22 protein-coding genes are annotated in these 20800 nt (G+C 45.5%); 13 read left to right on the forward strand and 9 right to left on the reverse strand.

Annotation, left to right across the window (positions count from 1 at the left end):
• The 3 genes from C942_RS06460 to C942_RS06465 all read left to right on the forward strand — a co-directional run bounded on the left by C942_RS06460 (position 1) and on the right by C942_RS06465 (position 1232).
• Positions 1-339: a NifB/NifX family molybdenum-iron cluster-binding protein gene (locus tag C942_RS06460; protein ID WP_007463793.1), complete on the forward strand. Its 339-nt coding sequence runs from the start codon at positions 1-3 to the stop codon at positions 337-339.
• 33 nt (positions 340-372) lie between these two features.
• Positions 373-528 (forward strand): hypothetical protein, encoded by a 156-nt coding sequence (locus tag C942_RS25015; RefSeq protein ID WP_007463795.1) that lies wholly within the window; start codon positions 373-375, stop codon positions 526-528.
• A gap of 290 nt (positions 529-818) precedes the next feature.
• Positions 819-1232 carry a PaaI family thioesterase gene (locus tag C942_RS06465; RefSeq protein ID WP_007463798.1) on the forward strand — a complete coding sequence of 138 codons (414 nt, stop codon included), beginning with the start codon at positions 819-821 and terminating at the stop codon, positions 1230-1232.
• A 240-nt stretch (positions 1233-1472) separates the two neighbouring features.
• On the opposite strand, the gene C942_RS06470 is transcribed toward C942_RS06465, so the two are convergent.
• Positions 1473-2516 (reverse strand): GMP reductase, encoded by a 1044-nt coding sequence (locus C942_RS06470; protein WP_007463800.1) that lies wholly within the window; start codon positions 2514-2516, stop codon positions 1473-1475.
• Positions 2517-2825: 309 nt separating this feature from the next.
• On the opposite strand from C942_RS06470, the gene C942_RS06475 reads away from it, so the two are divergent.
• Together C942_RS06475 and C942_RS06480 are read left to right on the forward strand one after the other, a co-directional pair.
• The gene (locus C942_RS06475; protein WP_007463802.1) at positions 2826-3155 is read left to right on the forward strand and encodes a hypothetical protein; all 330 of its coding nucleotides are present in this window, start codon (positions 2826-2828) and stop codon (positions 3153-3155) included.
• Positions 3156-3303: 148 nt separating this feature from the next.
• Entirely contained in the window at positions 3304-3798 is a 495-nt protein-coding gene (locus C942_RS06480) for a hypothetical protein (RefSeq protein ID WP_007463804.1), read from the forward strand.
• Here C942_RS06480 and C942_RS06485 read toward each other — a convergent pair.
• Positions 3775-4806, reverse strand: a complete 1032-nt coding sequence (locus C942_RS06485; RefSeq protein WP_007463806.1) for an AraC family transcriptional regulator — start codon at positions 4804-4806, stop codon at positions 3775-3777. The genes C942_RS06480 and C942_RS06485 overlap by 24 nt on opposite strands.
• Before the next feature lie 159 nt (positions 4807-4965).
• Between C942_RS06485 and C942_RS06490 the strand changes: the two genes are divergently transcribed.
• Positions 4966-5346, forward strand: a complete 381-nt coding sequence (locus C942_RS06490; protein ID WP_083882314.1) for an MFS transporter — start codon at positions 4966-4968, stop codon at positions 5344-5346.
• Entirely contained in the window at positions 5339-6562 is a 1224-nt protein-coding gene (locus C942_RS06495) for an HlyD family secretion protein (RefSeq protein WP_007463809.1), read from the forward strand. The genes C942_RS06490 and C942_RS06495 overlap by 8 nt, the downstream gene beginning before the upstream one ends.
• A gap of 209 nt (positions 6563-6771) precedes the next feature.
• On the opposite strand, the gene C942_RS06500 is transcribed toward C942_RS06495, so the two are convergent.
• The gene (locus C942_RS06500; protein WP_036798925.1) at positions 6772-7557 is read right to left on the reverse strand and encodes an EAL domain-containing protein; all 786 of its coding nucleotides are present in this window, start codon (positions 7555-7557) and stop codon (positions 6772-6774) included.
• A 773-nt stretch (positions 7558-8330) separates the two neighbouring features.
• Between C942_RS06500 and C942_RS06505 the strand changes: the two genes are divergently transcribed.
• Positions 8331-8687 (forward strand): hypothetical protein, encoded by a 357-nt coding sequence (locus C942_RS06505; protein WP_007463813.1) that lies wholly within the window; start codon positions 8331-8333, stop codon positions 8685-8687.
• A gap of 246 nt (positions 8688-8933) precedes the next feature.
• Positions 8934-9512, forward strand: coding sequence for a hypothetical protein (locus C942_RS06510; protein WP_007463816.1), 579 nt, complete (start codon positions 8934-8936; stop codon positions 9510-9512).
• 25 nt (positions 9513-9537) lie between these two features.
• On the opposite strand, the gene C942_RS06515 is transcribed toward C942_RS06510, so the two are convergent.
• Entirely contained in the window at positions 9538-10713 is a 1176-nt protein-coding gene (locus tag C942_RS06515) for a cation:proton antiporter (protein WP_007463817.1), read from the reverse strand.
• A 587-nt stretch (positions 10714-11300) separates the two neighbouring features.
• Here C942_RS06515 and C942_RS06520 point away from each other — a divergent pair.
• The 4 genes from C942_RS06520 to C942_RS06535 are packed head-to-tail and all read left to right on the forward strand — an operon-like array spanning position 11301 to position 16082.
• Entirely contained in the window at positions 11301-12779 is a 1479-nt protein-coding gene (locus C942_RS06520) for a TolC family protein (RefSeq protein ID WP_007463821.1), read from the forward strand.
• Positions 12776-13750 (forward strand): HlyD family secretion protein, encoded by a 975-nt coding sequence (locus tag C942_RS06525; RefSeq protein WP_007463823.1) that lies wholly within the window; start codon positions 12776-12778, stop codon positions 13748-13750. The genes C942_RS06520 and C942_RS06525 overlap by 4 nt, the downstream gene beginning before the upstream one ends.
• 5 nt (positions 13751-13755) lie before the next feature.
• Complete coding sequence (locus C942_RS06530; RefSeq protein ID WP_007463825.1) at positions 13756-14916, forward strand: ABC transporter permease; 1161 nt, start codon at positions 13756-13758, stop codon at positions 14914-14916.
• On the forward strand, positions 14913-16082 hold the full coding sequence (locus C942_RS06535; RefSeq protein ID WP_007463827.1) for an ABC transporter permease: 1170 nt from the start codon (positions 14913-14915) through the stop codon (positions 16080-16082). The genes C942_RS06530 and C942_RS06535 overlap by 4 nt, the downstream gene beginning before the upstream one ends.
• A 69-nt stretch (positions 16083-16151) precedes the next feature.
• Here C942_RS06535 and C942_RS06540 read toward each other — a convergent pair whose 3' ends face one another.
• The 5 genes from C942_RS06540 to ovoA all read right to left on the reverse strand — a co-directional run bounded on the left by C942_RS06540 (position 16152) and on the right by ovoA (position 20775).
• Positions 16152-16625 (reverse strand): CreA family protein, encoded by a 474-nt coding sequence (locus C942_RS06540; RefSeq protein ID WP_036799134.1) that lies wholly within the window; start codon positions 16623-16625, stop codon positions 16152-16154.
• A gap of 178 nt (positions 16626-16803) precedes the next feature.
• Positions 16804-17259: an META domain-containing protein gene (locus C942_RS06545; protein ID WP_036798926.1), complete on the reverse strand. Its 456-nt coding sequence runs from the start codon at positions 17257-17259 to the stop codon at positions 16804-16806.
• Between the two features lie 88 nt (positions 17260-17347).
• Positions 17348-17701: a hypothetical protein gene (locus C942_RS06550; protein WP_157372571.1), complete on the reverse strand. Its 354-nt coding sequence runs from the start codon at positions 17699-17701 to the stop codon at positions 17348-17350.
• A 550-nt stretch (positions 17702-18251) separates the two neighbouring features.
• Positions 18252-18575, reverse strand: coding sequence for a cysteine-rich CWC family protein (locus C942_RS24595; protein ID WP_083882315.1), 324 nt, complete (start codon positions 18573-18575; stop codon positions 18252-18254).
• A gap of 85 nt (positions 18576-18660) precedes the next feature.
• On the reverse strand, positions 18661-20775 hold the full coding sequence (ovoA, locus tag C942_RS06555) for a 5-histidylcysteine sulfoxide synthase (protein WP_007463836.1): 2115 nt from the start codon (positions 20773-20775) through the stop codon (positions 18661-18663).
• Positions 20776-20800: the final 25 nt, after the last annotated feature.

The following is a 20800-nucleotide window of genomic DNA, read 5'->3' on the forward strand; positions in this document are numbered from 1 at the left end:
ATGAAAATTGCAATACCGGTCGCTAACGGCCTGCTTAACCTACACTTCGGCCACTGTAAAAGCTTCGCGATTATGAACGTGGATCAACAAGCCAAGAAGATCACCGGCCGAAATGACATCGATGCGCCGCCGCACGAGCCGGGCTTGCTGCCTCGCTGGCTTGGCGAGAGAGAGGTTAATCTGGTGATTTCTGGCGGAATGGGACAGAAAGCTAAGCAGCTGTTTGGCCAGCAGGCTATCGAGGTGATTGTCGGTGCGCCAGCTGAAACGCCTGAGTCTCTGGTTAACGCCTATCTGGACGGAACGCTAGTATCTGGCGTGAATGCCTGTGATCACTAACTAGGGTTTGTTGACGTTTTAAAGGGCCTGGCTGTGGTACAGCATCTTACATTTCGAATCTTTGTTGATAACACCGATGACAATAACATCCTGTTCTCTAATGCCAGGGCGATGGGATGCGATCTTACCTGGGGCGATTATCTAGTGCTCACTCATGGGCACTATGGCCATCCAGGCAATATCAGCTGACTTTTGCTACTCAGGCCAGATCAGAACACTGCAGCATATATGTCGGGTAAGCGGTGAATCCAGAATCGCCGGTATTATTATTGGCGTGCTGCATCTAAACGGGTCTCTAAGCAGCGTATGCAGGCAACGATTGCTGCGCTGATTGACCTAAACCCCAGGTTTATTATTCCTGTGCCACTGCACGGAAGACGAGGCATCTAAACAGCTAAAGATGGCTCTGTCGGATAAGGTAGCGAAGGCGGCAGTGGTCGGATCATTTGAGCAGTTTAAGCTCGGGAGTATCAGATTAAATGCCACAATATCAGGTAGCAAAACAGGCCCATACCTACTGTATGGTATGCGGCGAGCAGGCTAGTAACCCTGATTCTCTACAATTGAGCTTTGAACTCGATGGTGAGAAGGGCGTTACGGCTGTATTTGATGTAACACCTCGGCATCAGGGTTATAACGGCTTGCTGCACGGCGGCATGACCAGCACCTTGATGGATGCGGCGATGACACATTGCCTTTTTATTCAAGGGATAAAGGCCCTGACTGCTGAACTGGTAGTACGCTTTATGAAACCGATTCAGATTGGTGACCAGATAAGGGTCTCGGCCTCTCTGTTTGGGAAAAGACACGGTATCTATCAGCTGGAAGCCCAAATTAGTAAGGGACAGCGGACTCTAGCGCGGGCAAGCGGCAAATTTATCGAGCCCAAGTAACTGATTTTAATTTCTTATAACAACAGAATGTGCTGTGTTTGATGTTTTCTTTTCTGGATCCTAACTCGATACGTTTCTTCTTGAAGATATTTATCGTTGAGATTGAATAACAAGAGTGATGGGAGTGCTCTAGTATGACCACCATATCTTGATGTGAGAGAGTATCTGTCGCCACTTGCCTATTTGGGGCATGAAAAAGGCCGCTAAAAAGCGGCCTTAAATTATTCGGAAATTCCGAGTTTACTCTTTACCGAAAACGTTGTTTTCTTGTTCCTGAACACGGATGAAAGTAGTGCGTTTTGTTAGCTCTTTAAGCTTCGCCGCACCAACGTACGTGCAGGTTGAGCGCACACCGCCAAGGATATCTTGGATGGTGTTTTCAACCGGGCCACGGAATGGCAATAGTACGGTTTTTCCTTCAGCAGCACGGTACTTGGCAACACCGCCTGAATGCTTGTCCATCGCGCTCTGGCTAGACATGCCGTAGAACTTCATGAACATTTCTCCGTCTTTTTCAATCAGCTCGCCGCCGCTTTCTTCGTGGCCAGCCAGCATACCGCCAAGCATGACGAAATCAGCACCGCCACCGAAGGCTTTTGATACGTCACCTGCGCAGGCACAGCCACCGTCACCGATGATGCGACCGCCAAGGCCGTGTGCTGCGTCTGCACACTCGATGATTGCTGAAAGCTGAGGGTAACCAACACCTGTCTTAACGCGGGTCGTACATACAGAGCCCGGACCGATACCCACTTTAACGATATCCGCACCAGCCAGGATTAGCTCTTCAACCATATCACCGGTAACAACGTTACCAGCACTGATTACTTTATCCGGGAACTCTGCGCGCACCTTTTGAACGTACTCGACAAGGTGTTCAGAATAACCGTTAGCGATGTCGATGCAGATGAAGATGATGTCGCTGCTCATCTCCATGATTTCTTTGGTTTTCTGGAAGTCGGCATCAGACGTGCCGGTAGATACCATTGCATTATTCAGCACGCTGGTATCGTTATTTTTAATGAACTCAGCCCAGTCAGCAACAGTGTAGTGCTTGTGGATTGCAGTCATTACACCGTGCTTAGCCAAGGCTTTAGCCATAGCGAAGCTACCAACAGAATCCATATTAGCTGCAATAACAGGTACACCAGACCATTGACGACCGCTATGCTTGAATGTAAAATCGCGGGTTAATTCAACTTGAGAGCGGCTCTTTAGAGTTGAACGTTTTGGACGAAACAGTACATCTTTAAAACCCAGTTTCAAGTCTTGTTCGATACGCATTAGTCTTTCCTTAATCTATCGAATTTTGCTTTTCGGTATGCAGCTATTGGCAGATAGCATTTATGTCACCGAAGAGCAGGCAAAAAAAAACCGGAGCGTTGGCAGACGCTCCGGTTTTCAGCATTATAGGAATAGAAAAATAATTAACAAGCCTGATAATTCAAATTTTTTTGTGTTACGCTCACGAAGATAGCAACCACGCACTCCGTCAATTTTGTCAAAATTGCGTCTTTTCCTCGCTAATCACTTCCATTCTGCTCGAATCGTTGCATAATCAATTTGTCATGCTGGCTATGTGGAAAGTTTACCTTGTTAAGCAAAAGAAAAATAAAAAAGACATTTCCGCTCGACTTCTATGGAGAAGAGGGGAGCTGGCGCTTCATTATTCGGGCTGACCACCCTGGGGAAGTGCTGGATGCTATGTACTGGCGAGCATATATATCATGCCACCGAAAAGATTTTGATTTGCTGCATATGGCTGTTGGTATGTTTAACTACAAGCATAACTACTCAAGTTCTGAAGCATCTGAAATCCATTATGGGATATCTGGCTCGCCGTTGACGATCAATATGATGGGGCCGATTGTGCCGATATCTGCGATCCTGGAAAAAATGTCTGCCAAGCAACGTGAAAGTTAATAGGCAATAACGAGGGAACGTTAGAAAAGAGCTGGTGACAGCTCTTTTTTTATGCCTGTTATATATAAAAATGTCGTTATTCCTTATTGGCACTGGGGAGATGTTAAGTTATTGTTGTCGTAACCATGATGATAAACCGGAGAGACACATGAATCGCTTGGTAAATGGATTTGTATTGGTAGCAGGTATAGCCTTCTCGGGCATGGCCGCTGCATCGTCATTGCCGGCCGTCGATGGTAAGTGGCAGTGTGTTCCTGAACAGGAAAAAAACCATGAGCAAAGCTGGGTCACCTATGACTTTAAGCCCGATGGGACCATGTCCTCCCAGGAGTGGGTGCGTTATGAGGAGAATGACCAGACTCAACTGGAGTTCAACCTGTTTATCGATTACCGCTATGTGGCTAAAGATGATGATTACATGCTCAAGCCAGTGAAACTAAGTCGGGAGATCATTACCGATCCGTCTAATGCCAATCCTTTTGACTATGCGACCCGACGCGATCTCACCGGTTACCGGATTTTTTTCAAGCCTGTTTTCCAGGGCAAAAACGAGGCATTGTTTGATATGTGGTATCACATCGATCCTGATACTCACTTCAAGATGAATTGTAAGCGCCAACTAACTCTGGCTTCGCTCAAGTAACCTGTCTTTATACTGCGTCGGCGTGAGACCGCGCTGACGCTGAAATGCCTTACTGAAACTCTGCACGTTGTTATAGCCAAGTTCTCTGGCTATATCTTTGATTTCCATATCATCAAGCATGTACTTAATCGCCTGATTACAAAGTACATAGTTGGTGATATTGGTGAAATTCCACCCGAGGGCATGGAGCCGCCGCTGAAGTTGCTGGCGGGAAACCTGAAAACGTTCGGCAACAAAATCTATGTTCGGGAATCCGTAGTAGCGGGCGTAGTTGACCATCTCGTACATGATTTTCGCCGTGTCATGAGGTTGCGGCATGTTGAGAAACTCATCCAGCTGAAAGTTGGACACCAGCATTGGCCGTCTTGGTATGAAGGGTTTGGCACTGCCATGTTCGAGTATTGAGATATCAAGCCATACTTTGGTCATCGGAGCGTTCCATTGGACATCACAACCGAAAAAGGCTTCGACCTGTCCATCACCGCAGCGAGGGCCGCTGATTTCTACATGTTTCGGGTTATAGTCATCACCCATGAAATGCTTCAGTGTGTTGTAGAACATGGCGGCGACACGCAGGCTGTCATGAAGCCGTCCGCGACCTTGACTAAAGTGATTTTCGTAGGTCCATTTGATGATCTTGCCCGACTGCTCACCGTGAAAACTGACGCCGGATTGCAGACAAGAGGTACCATAGTTGATGCGCCTGAAAGCCAGTGCCAAATCAGGACTGGAGAGGAACCAGTCACCGAAATAACCCATATTATCAAACTTCAGGTATTCAGCAATTTCCACCATGTAGGCGGGATCACCGATTCGATCTTCAAGAACTTCCATCCAGCCTTGTACATCAATAAAAGGCACCAGACACATCGGCTCTGAAACAATTTTTGCTGGAATGCTTAACTCTTCCGGCACTATGCCATAGCGTTTTTTCAGCCCAGCCGAGACAGGCTTCATAAAGATTGAGCGAATAAAAGAGATATCCAGTTTTGGTGTGGTGCTTTTCATGCTGTGGCACATTATTTTTTGTGTGTATGGATAGATTGTTTCATATTATTGGTTAAATTGATTAAATCAAACCTGAATTCTGACGCGATTCACAGTTTTCCTGCACACTCTGACGCAACAAAAACACAATTATAAATCCTTAGAACGGAGTTGATTACGATGAGTCTCGTCAGCATGCCTTTTGTCGATAGCGGTGTCGACACAGCGTTGCACGTCATGGCTGCCGTGGTCCTTGTGGGAACCATTGCGGCGGCAATTTACGGCTTCTGGAGAATACACGAGCTGCCTATTCAGAAAGCCCACAGTAAAGAGCATCATCAGCTCGGGCTGATAACAGCGCTCACCTGGATTGGCTTTATCTGGCACTGGGTGTGGGTAATTGCGGTGGTGATTGCCTTTGTTGACGGTGAGCAAGCATTACGCCGTATTCGCGATATCTGGAAAGGAACGGAAGAGGGTGCCGTGTCGAACAGCTTGCCTCAGCAAGAGGCGGTTATTGCTGATGAAGTAAACGCTGATAAGGAGGCAGAACATGCTTGAGGGTTTAGCGGTATGGACGCTTTTCATTTATCTGCTTCGCATGGTAGGGATGCCTTGGAATAAGTTCACTCAGGGCTTTGCGTTTCTGGGTGGTGCCGGATGGCTGCTGTTCGTTTGGGTCGGTTTGATTACCTTCAGTCCGATGGATTTGTCTGGTGGTTCTGTAGTGCAGTCTCCGCATATTCAGCTTCGTCCGGCTTCAACCAACATTAAGGGTCATGTTGATAGCATCTACGTTAGACCAAATGAGCAGGTGACTAAAGGCCAGCTGATTTACACGCTGGACGATGAGCAGTATCAGATTGCGCTGAACAAGGCGGAGTCGAAGCTGGATGCGGCAGAGGTGTCACTTTCTATCGCTGAGGAAGACGTACGAATTGCCAAAGAGAATTACAACGCGTCGCTTAAGGATATCGAGATCTCGAAAAACCAGCTGGTGGCTGCGAAAGAAGATCTCAAGCTCAAGCAGACCACGCTGAAGCGTTACATCGATCAGAACAAGGTAGTGAATCACACCATTACTGAGAGCAAGATGGATGAACAGCGTACGGCTGTTGAAGTGGCTAAAGCGAAAGTGATCTCTCTTGAATCACAGTTGGAAAAAGACAAGCTCTTTGCCAATAAGAGCCAGTTGGCGATGGAAAAATCAGGGCTTACTGTAAACAGCCGTATGGTGGATGTTGCCAGTGAGCAGGAAAATCTGGCTCAGGCGCAGTGGAATCTTGATCACACGAAAGTATACGCACCGGCAGATGGTTACCTTACAAACTACATCATGCGTGAGGGGCAGTATGTAGGCCTGATGCCACGAATTCAGATGTACACCAATGAGAAGTATGTACTGATGCGTGTTAACCATCAGGCGATTCGTAATGTCAAAGTGGGTCAGCGTGCTGAATTTACCTCAGCAGTGTACCCGGGCAAGATTTTCAATGCAGAAGTAGAAGGCATTATTGAGGCGACGGGTGAAGCTCAGGGGAACCTGCTGGGCCGTGACGACAACGTTCGCCAGATCACTGGTCAGAATGCGATGAACAAACATCACTTTGTTCGCCTGAAGCTGGATGAGCATGAAGGGTATGACATTCCGGTCGGTTCAGTTGGCCTTGCCTGGATTAGTGCAGAAAAGCCAATTGCGTTCCTGAACTTCCTGGATGTGATCCGTGGCATCATTATTCGTATGAAGTCCCAGATCTTCTTCATCTGGTCAATGTAATCGGAAGGGATGTCCTAATAAAAACAACAAGAACGAAGCAAAAAGGATAAAGCCTGATTTAAATGAAAACCGCTCTCGGGTGCCGAAGGACAGTGATAGGCCATCATCACCCGAGCTTTTTAACTACGTTAATGCTGACTGTAGTTTAGCTGTAACTCTTTGAGGCTTAGAGTTACAGCTTTTTTTTACCTGCTGTTTGGTATGTACAATCAGTGTGCAGGTTGTGGTTCCAGAGCTAGTGGCCGGCCTAGTAAAAATCCCTGATACATATCTATGTTCAGGTGCGAAATCTTATCCAGTTGATCTTGTGTCTCAATGCCTTCCAGAATAACTTTAGCTCCGATTTGTCGACATACGGATAGTGATTCCTCTAGGCTTTTACTTTGGTGAGCAACAAAGTCATCCAACAGGGATTTGTCTATTTTGATGATATCCGGCAACAAGATTTTAGCTCTGGATTTATTCGAAGCGCAGATACCAAAATCATCCATCGCAATGGAGATTCCATAGCGATTAAGCACTTTGATGCCAGAAAAAACTTCTGCCATATCCCCTTCATCGAACTCCATGATCTCATAGACCACCTGTTCCGGTGACAAGCCAAGATAATGCAGCAGGTTCGTCAGTGCCAGAATGGCTCTTTCATCATGGGATAAAATCTGAAAAACGGAAGGAGATGCATTGATAAACAGCTTCTTCGCTCTGTGTTCCGATTGAGCAAAATTTCTCAGGTGAATGCTGGCGCAAAGTAATGAGAGATTAATGGTATCGAAAAAGCTTAATTCTGATGAGCGAAAGAACAAATCCGGGCGCACCGGTTCGTTGTTTTCATCCTTAATACGAACCAGTCCTTCAAAAGCAAAAAGATCAATGTCTGATAGAAAAATAGGCTGAAAGACACTACGGAATGTGTAACCGTTATACGTGGCAAAAAATTGTCCGTCCTCATCCATCAATATATGCCTTTGGAAATCTTCAGGCTGAATAAGATACATGAATATACCTCTGGAAAGCGTTATTTATAATTTTATTGTTTGACTTTTTTCTGCATCTTATGTTGCTTTCTAGATTGTTGCAATGAAAAAGTATTAGGGGGTTTTACGTGCAATAAAGAGATGTATCGGTAAAAACAAACGATTGAAGTTTCTATTCTAATTGTTTTCAGATAGCTACTTTAGAGGCTTTAAACTAAAGTTAATTCGTTTTTCTAATATCGTCAGTTATTTATCATAGAGTAAAATATCTAATTCAATAGATTTAAAATCATATTGTTATCATTGGTTTGTTTACATAGAAAACCCGTTTGGCAATTCAATAAGTAAACTTATGCAATTGATGGAACTAAAATTACAGGAGGTTTTTTGAAGTGAAATTTGAATTCAAAATTAGTATGGATTGTTAATGTGTCAATAATGACTCACAATTCCTTTGTGGATATTATGGGTGATTAATTTCTGTCAGGTTAGACCAGTATCCCCATTGTGAATTATGGCTTGTAACTCGATTTGTGTTATTTATAATGCCACGCCATCCGAATGAGAACCGTTTCAATGTAGCTCTTGATTACGCCATTAATAGCTTAATCGTTATTGCTATTTCAGAGGTTGCTTAAATACTCTAATCAATTTCAATTACTTATGAATGACTAGAATTAGGGATGTTTATTTTTACAATATACACTCTCTAATAAATTTAAAATAAAGGATTCTATTCTGAAATCGTGATTTCACGGTTTAAATGATAATTATATTTTGAGGGTAAAGTAAAAGTGGAAAGTTTCGTACGGGAACACTTGAACTGGCTTAAAACACTGGGTGTAAAGTTTGATGAGGATAACCTGAAGTCTTGCCTTGATAATCATTTGCGCCGGGAAAAAGTATGCACTGCAATTCTTAAAGCCAAAGAGCTTGGTATATCATTAGAAGACGAATTAAACCGAACTGTTGTGGCTGCGATGATTTTAAGTAACTCTGAACATAAGTGTTTTGTTTCAGCGTTGGATGAAACAAAGAATATTCCGCCGTTGTTTATTGAAGCGGTAAAGAGTACAGATGTGTATTCAGAAATACTGTATGTTCTTGAGCAGCAAAGCTGGTGTGAGTCTGAGCTTATTCCATTACCGTAACGTAAATATGGACGTACCTGTTTAAGCCTTAGCTATTTATCACGAAACTGAAACAATGAAATGAACATTGTCGAGAATATTGATGTTTTGCCAAACTAGGAGTACAACTAGCCGGTTTGTATTTATGTGGAGTCTAATGTGTCTCTCTGCTTTGCTTCAGTTTTCAGGCGATTAATTGTTGGATCATCATTATCGGTATGTACCGTTATCTGGGCCGGGAGCACTTTTGCTTACAGTCCTCCGTTATTGAGCGAATTTAATTTCAATGATGATGTTGAGTATGTACGCTCGTTGCCCGACGCTTTTGATTGTTCCGATCTCTATAACAGCCAGCCGGTAATTTGTTTTGATCAGCGTAAGGACTTCAATGTTACTGATGGTATGGTGGCGGTGTTTGTTCCAGGTGATAAAGCAAAGCATGCTGTGTTTACTGCGCCGCTGACCCAGACCAATTACAATGCTATTCTGGCCGGGCTGAGAAGGCAGGGGATGGTGTTTGCGCATCTTAATGTTAGCGGTGAGGCGTTAGATGTACTTGCCGGTATCCGGACTCTGGACAGGCAGACGCTGGATGATCAGATGTTTGCATTGGTTAATCGCTATGATTTTCTGGTGCGGCGAGAATATCTGTTTATGGATAAGAGTGCTTTCCAACGCGCTTATCAACTTGGATATCGCAATATAGAGCATTGGTTGTCAGCTGATTTGAGTAAAGATCCACAGCAAAGAGCAGAAGAGCGGGTTGTTACTATGACTGTTTATGACGATCAGATCACCTTGAACTTTGCTTTTCCTTTTGCGGGTGGGAAAACATCGTCGCCTTAGGGAAGGATTACACTGACATCTGGTCTTAATCTTGTCGCAGATGGCTGGCGATAGAGATTGGTGTCGGGAAGCGTTTCACCACCCAGTAAGTAGATATAACAAAGGTGGTCATCGTCGCAGTTTGGATGAACATGCTGGCTTCCATTGAAAGCAGATTGGCATTAATGGCAGCATAGACTACCAAAAATGAAAACTCACTTGCCTGACTTAGCCTTGCACTTAATTCCTGTATCATTGTCGGTTTTTCATTGGCCAGATGAAATGCTTTTGAAAACCCCCATGCCTTGATGGCTACTAACATTGCCCCAAACAGAACTCCCAGCAAGCTGTAGAAATCACTTCCTGACAGCTCCATTCTGGCACCGATAGCAAAAAAGAACAGGATCAGGAAGAACTCCCGCAGTGGTTTAAGGTGAACAGATATCGCCTGCGAAACCCGGCTAACCGCAATTGAAATCCCGGCAATAAAAGCGCCGCTCTCATAAGATAACCCAACCTGATGACTTAGCTCGGCCCAGAACAGGCACCAGCCCAGAGTCGTGATAAAACTGTACTCCTGAATGACATCGAAACGTCGGAACAGCGGAAGGATAAGGTGACGTACGCCAAGGAAAGCAAGGGAACATAAAGCAGCAAATTTTAGCAGCATCATTACAAACGCTAGCAGGAGGCTGTTTCCGCCATCACCGATGTTGAGGAAAATGATCACGCTGATAGCCAGAATGTCTTGCATTAGCAGGATACTGGTCATCATCTCCCCAACGCGCTGGTGGTGGAGGGTGGTGGTTGGGATCAGCTTCAGACCAATAACGGTACTGGAAAACATCAAAGCAGCCGCAATAATCAGGGCATCAATCAGAGGCAATTGGATCGCCAGTGCGAAAATCAGTGTCCCGGTAAAGAAAAAGCAGCAGGTTCCCAGAGTGATAAATGCACTTTCCTTAAACAGGCTAATGAGTTTCTTCGGTTGCAGGTTAAGCCCGATGAGAAACAGCAGCAGGATAACACCGAGATTACCTATTTGAGTGATGTCTTCTGAGCTGCGGATCCAGGCCAGTCCGGATGGACCGATCAGCATCCCTGAAGCAATATAAGCCAGAATAATCGGTTGGCGAGCATAGAGGAAAAGCGTCCCCAGAACTGCGGCACTGATGACAATAGTGCAGAGCTCGAATATCAGGGGAGCCAGGTCGACCTGCATAGAAGAACTTCCTAAGGAACAAACCCGAGAGAAAATGTGTCGAATGCAGCAGATCTTATACCAAACTGAATAATAATCTGATCCAATCAGAGCATTCCATGGTCTTGATATAAGAATAATACATCTGACTTGTTATACATAAGCAATAAGCCGCTATGCATTGGGTGTTATTTGAGCTACGAGGAAATGATGGTTTTTATGAAATGAATTGTAGTGAGAAGTTGGTCACAATTTCGTATAAAGGCATCTATGCGGTATTTAAACAGAATGCTATTCTCTATCATGTAATGGTTCTCAGCAATATGGATGTTGCTTGATTAGGCTTAATTTTTCGAAGCGAGCAGAGGCTCGCTTTTTTTTTGCCTGTTCGCTTTGCTTTACAGTCTGTGTTCCCACCTGCTTTATATTTACATATAAATCAGTATGATAAATTTTTATATCTGTCAACGTGTTTCTATGTGACCTCGTTAAATGATTTACCATTCCGTTTTCATTCATCCGGCATGTAGCACAGAACAGTTGAAATTTAGAGCTATTACTCTAGAATTTATTTTAGACCACTAAATAAAGGCTTAATGGAAAGAATAATGAAGATAAAGCCTGTTGCGGCGATGATGTGTTATGCCGTTTTGTTTGCGATACCGCTTTGCGGTGCAGCTTCTGATCTCAGTGTGTCAGGAGGTGTTGAAGGGGATGTTGTGACTGTAAGTCCACAGGCACAGCAGAGGGTAAGTTTTACTGATGCCTGGCGCGCGGTTGTGATGAGCAACGACGCCCTGGCTGCTGAACGTGCCAATGTCGAACGAACTGAGCATTTGCAGGATGCCGCCAGTGATTTGTTCTTCCCGCAAATCACCGCGAAAGCCAATTACACTCGTTTGGACAAGCCGGTAGAGATCAAGCCTTCAGATGTGATTGGCAGTATGCCAGCCGGAGATTCAGTAGCCGGTTTAGCTCAGATGTTGGGCATTAATCCCGCCAAAATCGATAGCATGTTTACATCACAGCTGACTAAGCGTGACATCTTTACTAGCTCTATCCGTGCGGTGTGGCCGATTTTTACCGGTGGCCGGATTATGGCGGCGCAGGATATTGCTAAAGGGCAGAATGAAGAAGCGCGCTATCTGTTGGCAATGAAGCAACAGGCCAAATTCGAAGACCTGTCCAAATTCTACTTTGGTGTGGCTATGACCCAGCAGGTTCTCATGACCCGCATTGATGTTGAAAAAGGCTTGAAGAAGCATTATGAACATGCCGTGAAGCTGGAACAGCAAGGCCAGATTGCTAAGGTTGAACGCCTGCAGGCAGAAGCATCCTACGATAAAGCGCGTGTTGAACGTCAGAAAGCGGAACGTGACATGGAGATCGCTCAGGTTGCTTTGACTAGGCTGTTGAAGCTGGATATCCCGGCATTGCCGTCAACGGCATTGTTTATCAACGAATCACTGCCACCGATGGCAGCTTTTATTGAGAAGACGCTGGTTGACTATCCTGGTCTGCACATCCTTGACGCCAAGAAGAAACAGGCCTGTGGTCTGATTGATGCCGAAAAGGGTAAATACTACCCGGAAGTTTACCTGTACGGTAACTACAGCCTTCATGAAGACGATACGCTGGCGGCAAAAACTGCACCTGACTGGGCGGTTGGCGTCGGCGTTAACATACCGTTGATGGATAATTCCGGCCGCTCTGGCAAAGTTAAAGCCGCACACAGTATGGTGACTCAGGTGAATTACCTGCGGGCTCAGGCCGAACAGGATTTATCGGTTTTGGTTGAGAAAACCTATCGTGAAGCAATGCAGGCGCTCGAAGAGTACAACGGTTTGTCATCAAGCCAGCAACTGGCCGAGGAAAATGTTCGTCTGCGTGAAAAAGCATTTAGCCAGGGGCTGTCGACTTCTCTGGATGTTGTCGATGCCGAGTTGTATCAGGCAAGTGTCAGAACTCAGCGTTCAGCCGCTGCCTTCCAATATGTCATTTCTCTGTCGCGCTTGCTGGCTGTCAGTGGCGAGATGGAAAGTTTTAATCAGTATCAGCAGTACCAAGGTTTAGAGGTTAAGTCATGAGCAAGTTTAAGTCTTTAGCAGCAGTAGTACCGGCAGCCGCGCTGGTAGGTTGGCTGGGCTATACCTTCTGGCAGGCTTACCAACCTCAGCCTGAACGTATGCAGGGGCAGATTGAAGCTCAGCAATACAACATTTCTTCTAAAGTACCGGGCCGTATTGAGCAAGTCATGGTTCGTAAGGGGGATATGGTTGAACGCGGTGATTTGATCTTCACTTTGTTAAGCCCAGAGCTGGATGCAAAACTGGAGCAGGCAAAAGCCGGTCAGGAAGCTGCCGGTGCGATGGCTGAGCAGGCCGAGAAAGGTGCTCGTAGTCAGGAAATTGAAGCCGCGCGCGATCAATGGCGTAAAGCCAAAGCTGCTGCTCAGTTAATGGAAAAAACCTATCAGCGCGTCGACAACCTGTACAAAGATGGCGTGATTGCTGAGCAGAAACGTGATGAGGCTTATACCCAGTGGCAGGCTGCACGCTACACCGAACGTGCTGTACTTCAGATGTTCGAAATGGCGAAAGAAGGTGCCCGAGATGAAACTAAGCGTGCGGCAGCGGAAAAAGCACGTATGGCAGCCGGTGCGGTTGCCGAGGTTGAAGCGTATGCAGCCGATACTCAGATTTCAAGCTGGCATAACGGTGAAGTAACTCAGATCCTGTTGCATGAAGGCGAACTGGCTCCTCAGGGCTTCCCGGTTGTGAGTGTGGTTGATATCAGTGATGCCTGGGCAGTTTTCCATGTTCGTGAAGACAAGCTCAAAGACTACAACAAAGGCGCAGAGTTTCAGGCCTGCATTCCGGCTCTGGGCAGTCAGAAATACAGCTTTAAAGTTAGCCATGTTGCCGTAATGGGTGATTTCGCTACCTGGCGTACCACAGATCCGGCGCAGGGTTTTGATATGCGTACTTTTGAAGTAGAAGCTCGTCCGGTTGAGCCTGTTGAAGGGCTGCGAGTCGGTATGAGTGTGATTGTTGAGTGATCAGCATGAGTTTTAATTCTCTGTTACGTCGCGAATGGCAGTTGCTCTGGAGTGATGGCTGGCTCAGGGCCATGGTGACATGGCTTCCTGTGGCGCTGTTTCTGATCATGTGGGGGATCTTCTCTGCCGGGATCGCTCGGGATCTGCCAATCGGCGTGGTCGATCTTGACCACAGTCGTTTGTCGCGTCAGTTGATTAGAAATTTGGATGCCAGCCCGACCATTGAAGTCTCGCAGTCATTTGTTTCAGTTGAGCAGGGTAGTCATGCTTTGCGGGGAGCTGATATCTACGCGCTGGTGGTGATCCCAGAACATCTGGAGAAAAACACCTTGCTGGGATATGTGCCGGAAGTCACCACTTTTAATAACAGTCAGTTTATCTTGATTGCCAAACTGGTGAACTCTGCCATTGTACAGGCGCATGGCACACTGAATGCTTCGATTGATGCCCTGAAAAAAATGGCTGGAGGAGTGACGGTTCCAGTTCAGGCTCTGGGGCAGGCGGTACCGATACGATCGCAGATAACACCGCTTTATAACCGTAATAATCACTATGGTCAGTTTATTGTTTCAGCGGCAGTTCCGGCGATCTGGCAGATAATGATGGTGGTTACAACTATCCTGTCGTTGGCTGCGGAGATGCGTCGGCAGGGCCTAAGCTGCTGGTTAGGTGATGCACCGGTACGTAATCTGTTGGCGAAATTTGTCCCGTACACTTGTCTGTTCTGGTTCCAGGGCATGCTGTTCTTGTGGTTTATGTATGGCTATCTTGGCTGGCCTATGAACGGCAGCTGGACAATCCTGTTGCTTGCGCAGTTGCTGACTGTCATTGCCTGCCAGGGAATTGGCGCGCTGTTCCTTCTTTTGACGTTGGATCCAACCAAAGCGATGAGCTTTGCTGCCGGCTTTACCGCTCCGGCATTTGCTTTTGTCGGGGTGACGTTTCCTGCAACGGACATGCCTGCATTTGCTCAGTTTTGGCGCTCAATGTTGCCGGTGACGCATTACCTTGAAGTGCAGGTTCATCAGGTTAACCACGGTCAGTCTCTGGCTGTGGCATGGCCGCAACTAGCTGTCCTCTGTGCCTTTATCCTGCCGCTGCTATTAGCGCTCTGGCGTGCCGCTATGTTGGCTGGTAAACACAATCAAGAAGAGGTACTCCAATGAGTTGGCGAAGCCTGTTTAAATTTGAACTGAGTGCGATTTTTTCTAACCAATCGATTCTGTTTACTGTGTTCGGTGGGGTGCTGATTTATTCGTTCCTGTATCCCTTGCCATATTCGCAACAGCTACCGCGAGAGCAGAAGGTGGCGGTGGTGAATCTGGATAACAGTCAGCTCAGTCGTCAGTTGGAACGCATGGTTGATGCAACACCACAGATAAAACTGGTTGCTCACCCGGCAAGTGAGGATGAGGCTAAGACATTGCTGAACAATGGCCATGTTGAAGGCCTGTTGGTGATACCTGAGCACTTCGCCCGTGATTTACTGTTGGGTAAAAGCCCTACGCTGGCTTATGCCGGTGATGCGGCGTATTTCCTGATTTATGGTTCAGTGGTTGAAGGGCTGGCAACGGCAGGCGGAACATTAGGTGCAAAGGCCAAAGTCACTCGTATGGTGACATCCGGCGAAAATATTGCACTGGCTTCACAGCAGTATTCGGCGATTAAACTGAGTATGCAGCCTGTATTTAACCCGACAATGGGTTACATCAATTATGTTGTCCCGGCTGTGTTTATCCTGATTCTTCATCAGACATTGTTGATTGCGGTGGCTTTGTTGGGCGGCGGACAGAATGAATACTACCGTGCGGGTAAGACAGGTTACTGGTTACAGTTTTCAGCCTGGAAGGTTATGGTGGTCCGTGGCTGCTTGTTTTTGCTGATCTATCTGCCATTGGTGATGTATTACTTTGGTTTTAGTTTTAGCTACTACCAGATTAATCGTTTAGCTGCGATCTCTGATCTGTTGGCAATGACAGTCCCATTCTTGTTGGCGATTATTTTCCTGGGGATGATAATCGGTCAGTTGATTCCGCGTCGTGAACTGGCAACGGCGGTCGTACTGATGAGTTCGTTCCCGCTAGTCTTTTCTGCCGGATTTATCTGGCCAACCTCGGCGATACCGGCTCCGATTAATGCTTTAGCTCAGTTGGTTCCGGCTGCTCCGGCAATCAATGGCTTCTTGCGTTTAAACCAAATGGGGGCTGATTTCAGTCAGGTAGGTCATTACTGGCTGCAATTGTGGGTTCAGGCGGTGATCTATGGTTTGTTGGCTACGTTTATGCTGCTGAGAAATCAGAGAAAACCAAAGCCGTCAGTTGTGAAGCTGTAGTTAGACGTTACATTTCAGAGCTTCTTCATAAATATAGAAAAGCGCCCGAGGGCGCTTTTTTTTGTGGGATTATTTCTGCTCTGGTGCCGGTGGTGTCTTATAGGCCTTGGTACCCCATAGCGGTACTGTTGACAGGCTATGCTTGTAGCTACCGGAGGTTTCTTTGGTTGAGTAAGAAACATACATCAGAGTCTGTGAGTCCTGATCTAGGATTCGGCGGATTTTCATGGTCTTGAAGAAAATGCTCTTGGACTTTTTAAATACCACTTCACCAGATTTTGATTTATCGATTCCTGTAATCATTTCAGGGGTAATTTCACCGGTTTGACGACAGGAAATAGATGAATCGGAAGGATCTGCCAGGCTCAAATCAGCTTCAATACTGGCTACGTGGCAAGTCACACCGGGTACTTTCGGATCGACAAGAGTATTTAGCTTAATATCTTTAGTGGTGAAAACCCCCAAGCTGACGTCACCCACTTCATTTTTGTCACAACCGCTGAGCAATGCAGCCAGCGTCATTGCGAATAGTATTTTTTTCATACCGGAAAGCCCCTGTAAATCGAAAACTAAAGTGAAGAATGCACTGGTTTGCGAGTAATGGTGCAGCATCAGAACATTGTTCACTTGAGAATAATAACTCTGTTTATCTGTCTGATTGTAGGGCAATAACAGGCTTAAAGAAACAGTGGATATATTGGTCTATGTGGAGGGATGAAAGCTATTGTTGTTCGGAATCCTCTTCGGGAGAATGATCTGTTGGCAGAAAGGTCAGAATGTGCAGTTCAGATGTTAAGGTTAGTATCTGGTTTTCCAGTGCAACGTTGTTCCATTTTTGCAGTGATTTTGTCATCACTTTTTCTACATGAGCTTCGTCTTCCTGTATGCAGGCCATTTTCGTTGCGCCCATAGCAACAACACGCAGTTTGTAACCTTTTGCCAGTTCAACCTGACCGAAGAATCGGTTACAACCACTGAATCCGGCTACTTTAAGGTCAGAATCTATTGCCATACTCGGAACAGAGCGGGGTTCGGAAATTGAGACATCCTTGCCATCAATCTTGGTGAGTATCCAATGTCCGTGAAGTTGTTTCTGAGAGAACCCTGGCTTTACGTCAGGATCACATCCCATCAGAAAGAGCGGAAAAATGATTAAAGTAAGCAGCCACTTTTTCATAGCAAAGCCTCATCACTACGACATAAGTTACCGAATGATAATAATAGTATATGTAATAGTGAGATGATCTCGCTAAGACGAGACAGGATCAGCTATTGCTGTGAATGAATTTGTTAATCTCTCCCGGTTTATGACGGAAACCTTCACCCGGGTCTTGCTTGTAGTCCTGGAGTGCATGCTGCGCATCACAATAGCTTTGATTTTCTTCAAAGGCTTTGCGGGTAATATCAATCGCGCGTTCTGCCGCACGACGAATTTCAGGTGTCGAATTAACATCACTGAAAACCAGATGTTGTTTGGTCAGTAGCTTACTGACAGCCGCCATGCATAGCTTTTCATTATCAGGTAGCGCGTTATAGGAGGGTGAGTTGGTATGAGAACCAGCCTGGCAATATCCGGTAATCAGAGATAATAGGAGAAGTCTGTAAAGGTTCTTTTTCATTTGGCTCATAATTTTTATTTTCTAAGCCGGAGATTATATTTATCACACAATTTTTCTCAATGATTCCTTTAAGACTTTGGAGGAAGGCTAAGGAAAAAATTAAATAGGTTTCATATTAATTTCAAAAATATACTTAATTCATATATAGCTTTACAAGCAAACGACTAAATTGGAGTGCTAATAAATTCACAGTAGTAGACTCGAAGTATTATTTATTTAAATTATTGAAATATAGGCATTATGTTGTGTTGTTGCTTTATGTGTTTCAAGGAGGAGTATATGATGAGGGTAAATGACTTGGTTAATATGCAATATTAGCGTTGATCATTTGTTGAATAGGTTGATCCTGAGCTTTTTTCAAAACCAGTAGCTAAAAAAATTAAGAGCTATTTATGGAAAATATATTTTTACTCTAAACTGAATTTTGGGGGATTAATTGGATGGTTATTGATGAGTAATGTTGACTTTAGGCTTGTAAAAAAAGACTTAAAACTCATTAGTAGTCACTAATGTACAGATTAGAATGTTAACTTGATTTCTGTACATATAGTTATTTATGAAGTCGTGTATTCAATAAAGGCAACCTACTCAAACACTCCCGACACAGGCAGTCTGGAGATTCGATCCCCGATGTATCCCGCTTTTCAATTTCAAAACACCAGCAGGTAGATTTTCCGGCGTTGATATCGCAAAAGGCCGGTTTGCCGCATAGGCTACAGGTATGAGTTGAACGCTTGCCGTGAATTTCATCGATAGCGTCGTTTTGTTTTATTTCATCCATATCACGCCACTCGGTAATTTCTGTCATGGTGCGAAAGCACCCGCTGCAGATCCCGTCCTGATTTTTACATTTTGCGATGCAAGGTGTTTTCATTTCCAAATGCTCTGTACTGCCCGTTTCAGGCAGTACAGTAGCATGTCAGTTATCCTTGAGTATAGCGTTCAAAATCCTTGTGTCTTCAGCGTTTGCGCCAGATAGTCATTTCAGAAATGCTGTGCTGATACTTACGCTTGGTTTCGCGGATCACAAAAGGAATTTCCTTTACAGCGACTAGTTCGAAGTGAGGGATGAGGGTTTCTGTTAGTCCGTCTAGTGTAGTGAAGTTCTCTCCATGAACCTTTATGCCACCAAGCCAATTGGCTTTGTCAGTATATTCTTCCAGCCAGGTATAAGGGGAGGCAATAATTAGGTAGCCGCCTTCATTGATACGTTCGTGAATGGTCGACAGGAATCGCTTTGGTTCACTGAGCCTGTCAATCAGATTTGAGGCATAGATAAGATCATAGCCGTTGAATTGGGGTTTCAGGTTGCAGGCATCGCCCTGAACAAAGTTTATTTTGTCTGCGACATCCTGATAGCCAAGCTGCTCCAGCGTGATACTCTTGAAGTCGACTAAATCCCCCTCGGTGCGAATGGTGTAACGCTTCTCACCTTGTTCTGTAAGGCTGTAAGCTTGCTGAATGAAACGAGCGGAGAAGTCGATGGCATCAACATGGTCGAAAGTTTTGGCCAATTCGAAAGAAGCGCGGCCTACCGAACAGCCGATATCAAGCACTTTGGCTGTTTGGTGAGGTTGGATTTCATTCAGGCACTGCCGGACGCCGTTGACGCAAAAGTTGGGTATATCGAAGTATTCGTCGCCATAATGGAATTCAAGATACTGTGAAATCAGCTCGTCAGTTTCATAGACGTTGAGTGACGTCATGCTGTCCGGATCTTGGTGTGATTCGACATAGCGGAAACCGGCATGTTGATAGAAGTGGCGGCGGAAAGCATAACGGGATGACAGAATGGATTCATTGCCGGTCGATATCCATGAGCCGCCTTTGATCAAATTATGCTTACCGTCAAAAGTGGGGGTAGAGAAGTCATCATAAAGAGGGTGAACCTGAAAGCCCTGGAAACCGTCGATGCTGGTTTCCGTCCACTGCCATACGTTTCCTAAAATGTCGCATAGCCCTTCATGTTCGAACCGATCGACGGGACAGGAAGATGCGTAGTATTCCAGTTCAATGTTACCCGGTGCTTCATGCCAGTTAGGGGAGTCTTCTGGGATATTCCGGCGTAACAGATACCATTCAGCTTCGGTAGGTAGACGAATACTGGCTTGGAGTTGCTCTGCTTTCCAGTTACAGAATGCTTTGGCTTCAAGTTGGTTTACTTCCACTGGCCAGTTCAAAGGCAGTGGTATTTCTTCTGCGAGGTTGCGCTGAAACCAGCAGTCATCCCGGAGTCGCCAGAACCGTGGCATCTTAGCCTTGGTATATTCGAGCCAGGCTTTTCCTTCATCATTCCAAAATCGTGGTTTGAGATAGCCTTCGTCTTTTACAAACCCCATATATTCCTTGTTTGAAACCAGATATTTCGAAGCTTTGAAATCAATGACTCTAAAGGTTTGCTGACCGTATTCGTTATCCCAGCCATAGGTATTTGCATCTGTACTCTTTCCTAAAGTGACGGTGTCACCACCTATTGAGAGCAGACGGTTGTCAGACGGGATACCGACATCAGGACAGGGCTGCCAATCCGGATGTGGGCTGACGTCGGAAAGCGGGAGTTGTCGAATGATCACTGAGGAGGTTTCAAGGTGAATCCGCTCATGCTCAATACCCATTAAAATCACCCACGCGGGATCATCCTGGCCGATGGGAAGAGTAATTGGCATCGAATCAATCACATCGTTGACTAGGGTATTAACTTGTTTCCTATAGTGCCTTACCTCGTCAACTGTCGGCCAGTTGTAGTTCGCTTCGTCCAAATCATCCCAGGACATTTCGTCGACGCCAATGGCAAACATGGACTCGAAATGTTCATTAATTCTGTTGTCGATGTATTTTCCAAGTTTGAGCTTATTGATGAAGAAAACTGCGGTGTGGCCAAAGTAAAAAATCAGAGGGTGGCGAAGCGGTTCAGCTTTTAGGTAGTAAGCCTGGTCGTTATTAATGACTTCGAACAGTGATTCATAGAGCGCCCAAGTTTGGTTGTAAGCCTCTTTGATTTCCTGTCGTTTAATTATGTCATTGTCTCCGGTTAGTACGAGGGTGCGGGTAGCATCAGTGAGATTATCATTCATCTTTTCCAATCCTTTTGAAACTTAT

This window comes from Photobacterium marinum (assembly GCF_000331515.1).
GTDB classification, from domain to species: Bacteria; Pseudomonadota; Gammaproteobacteria; order Enterobacterales; family Vibrionaceae; genus Photobacterium; species Photobacterium marinum.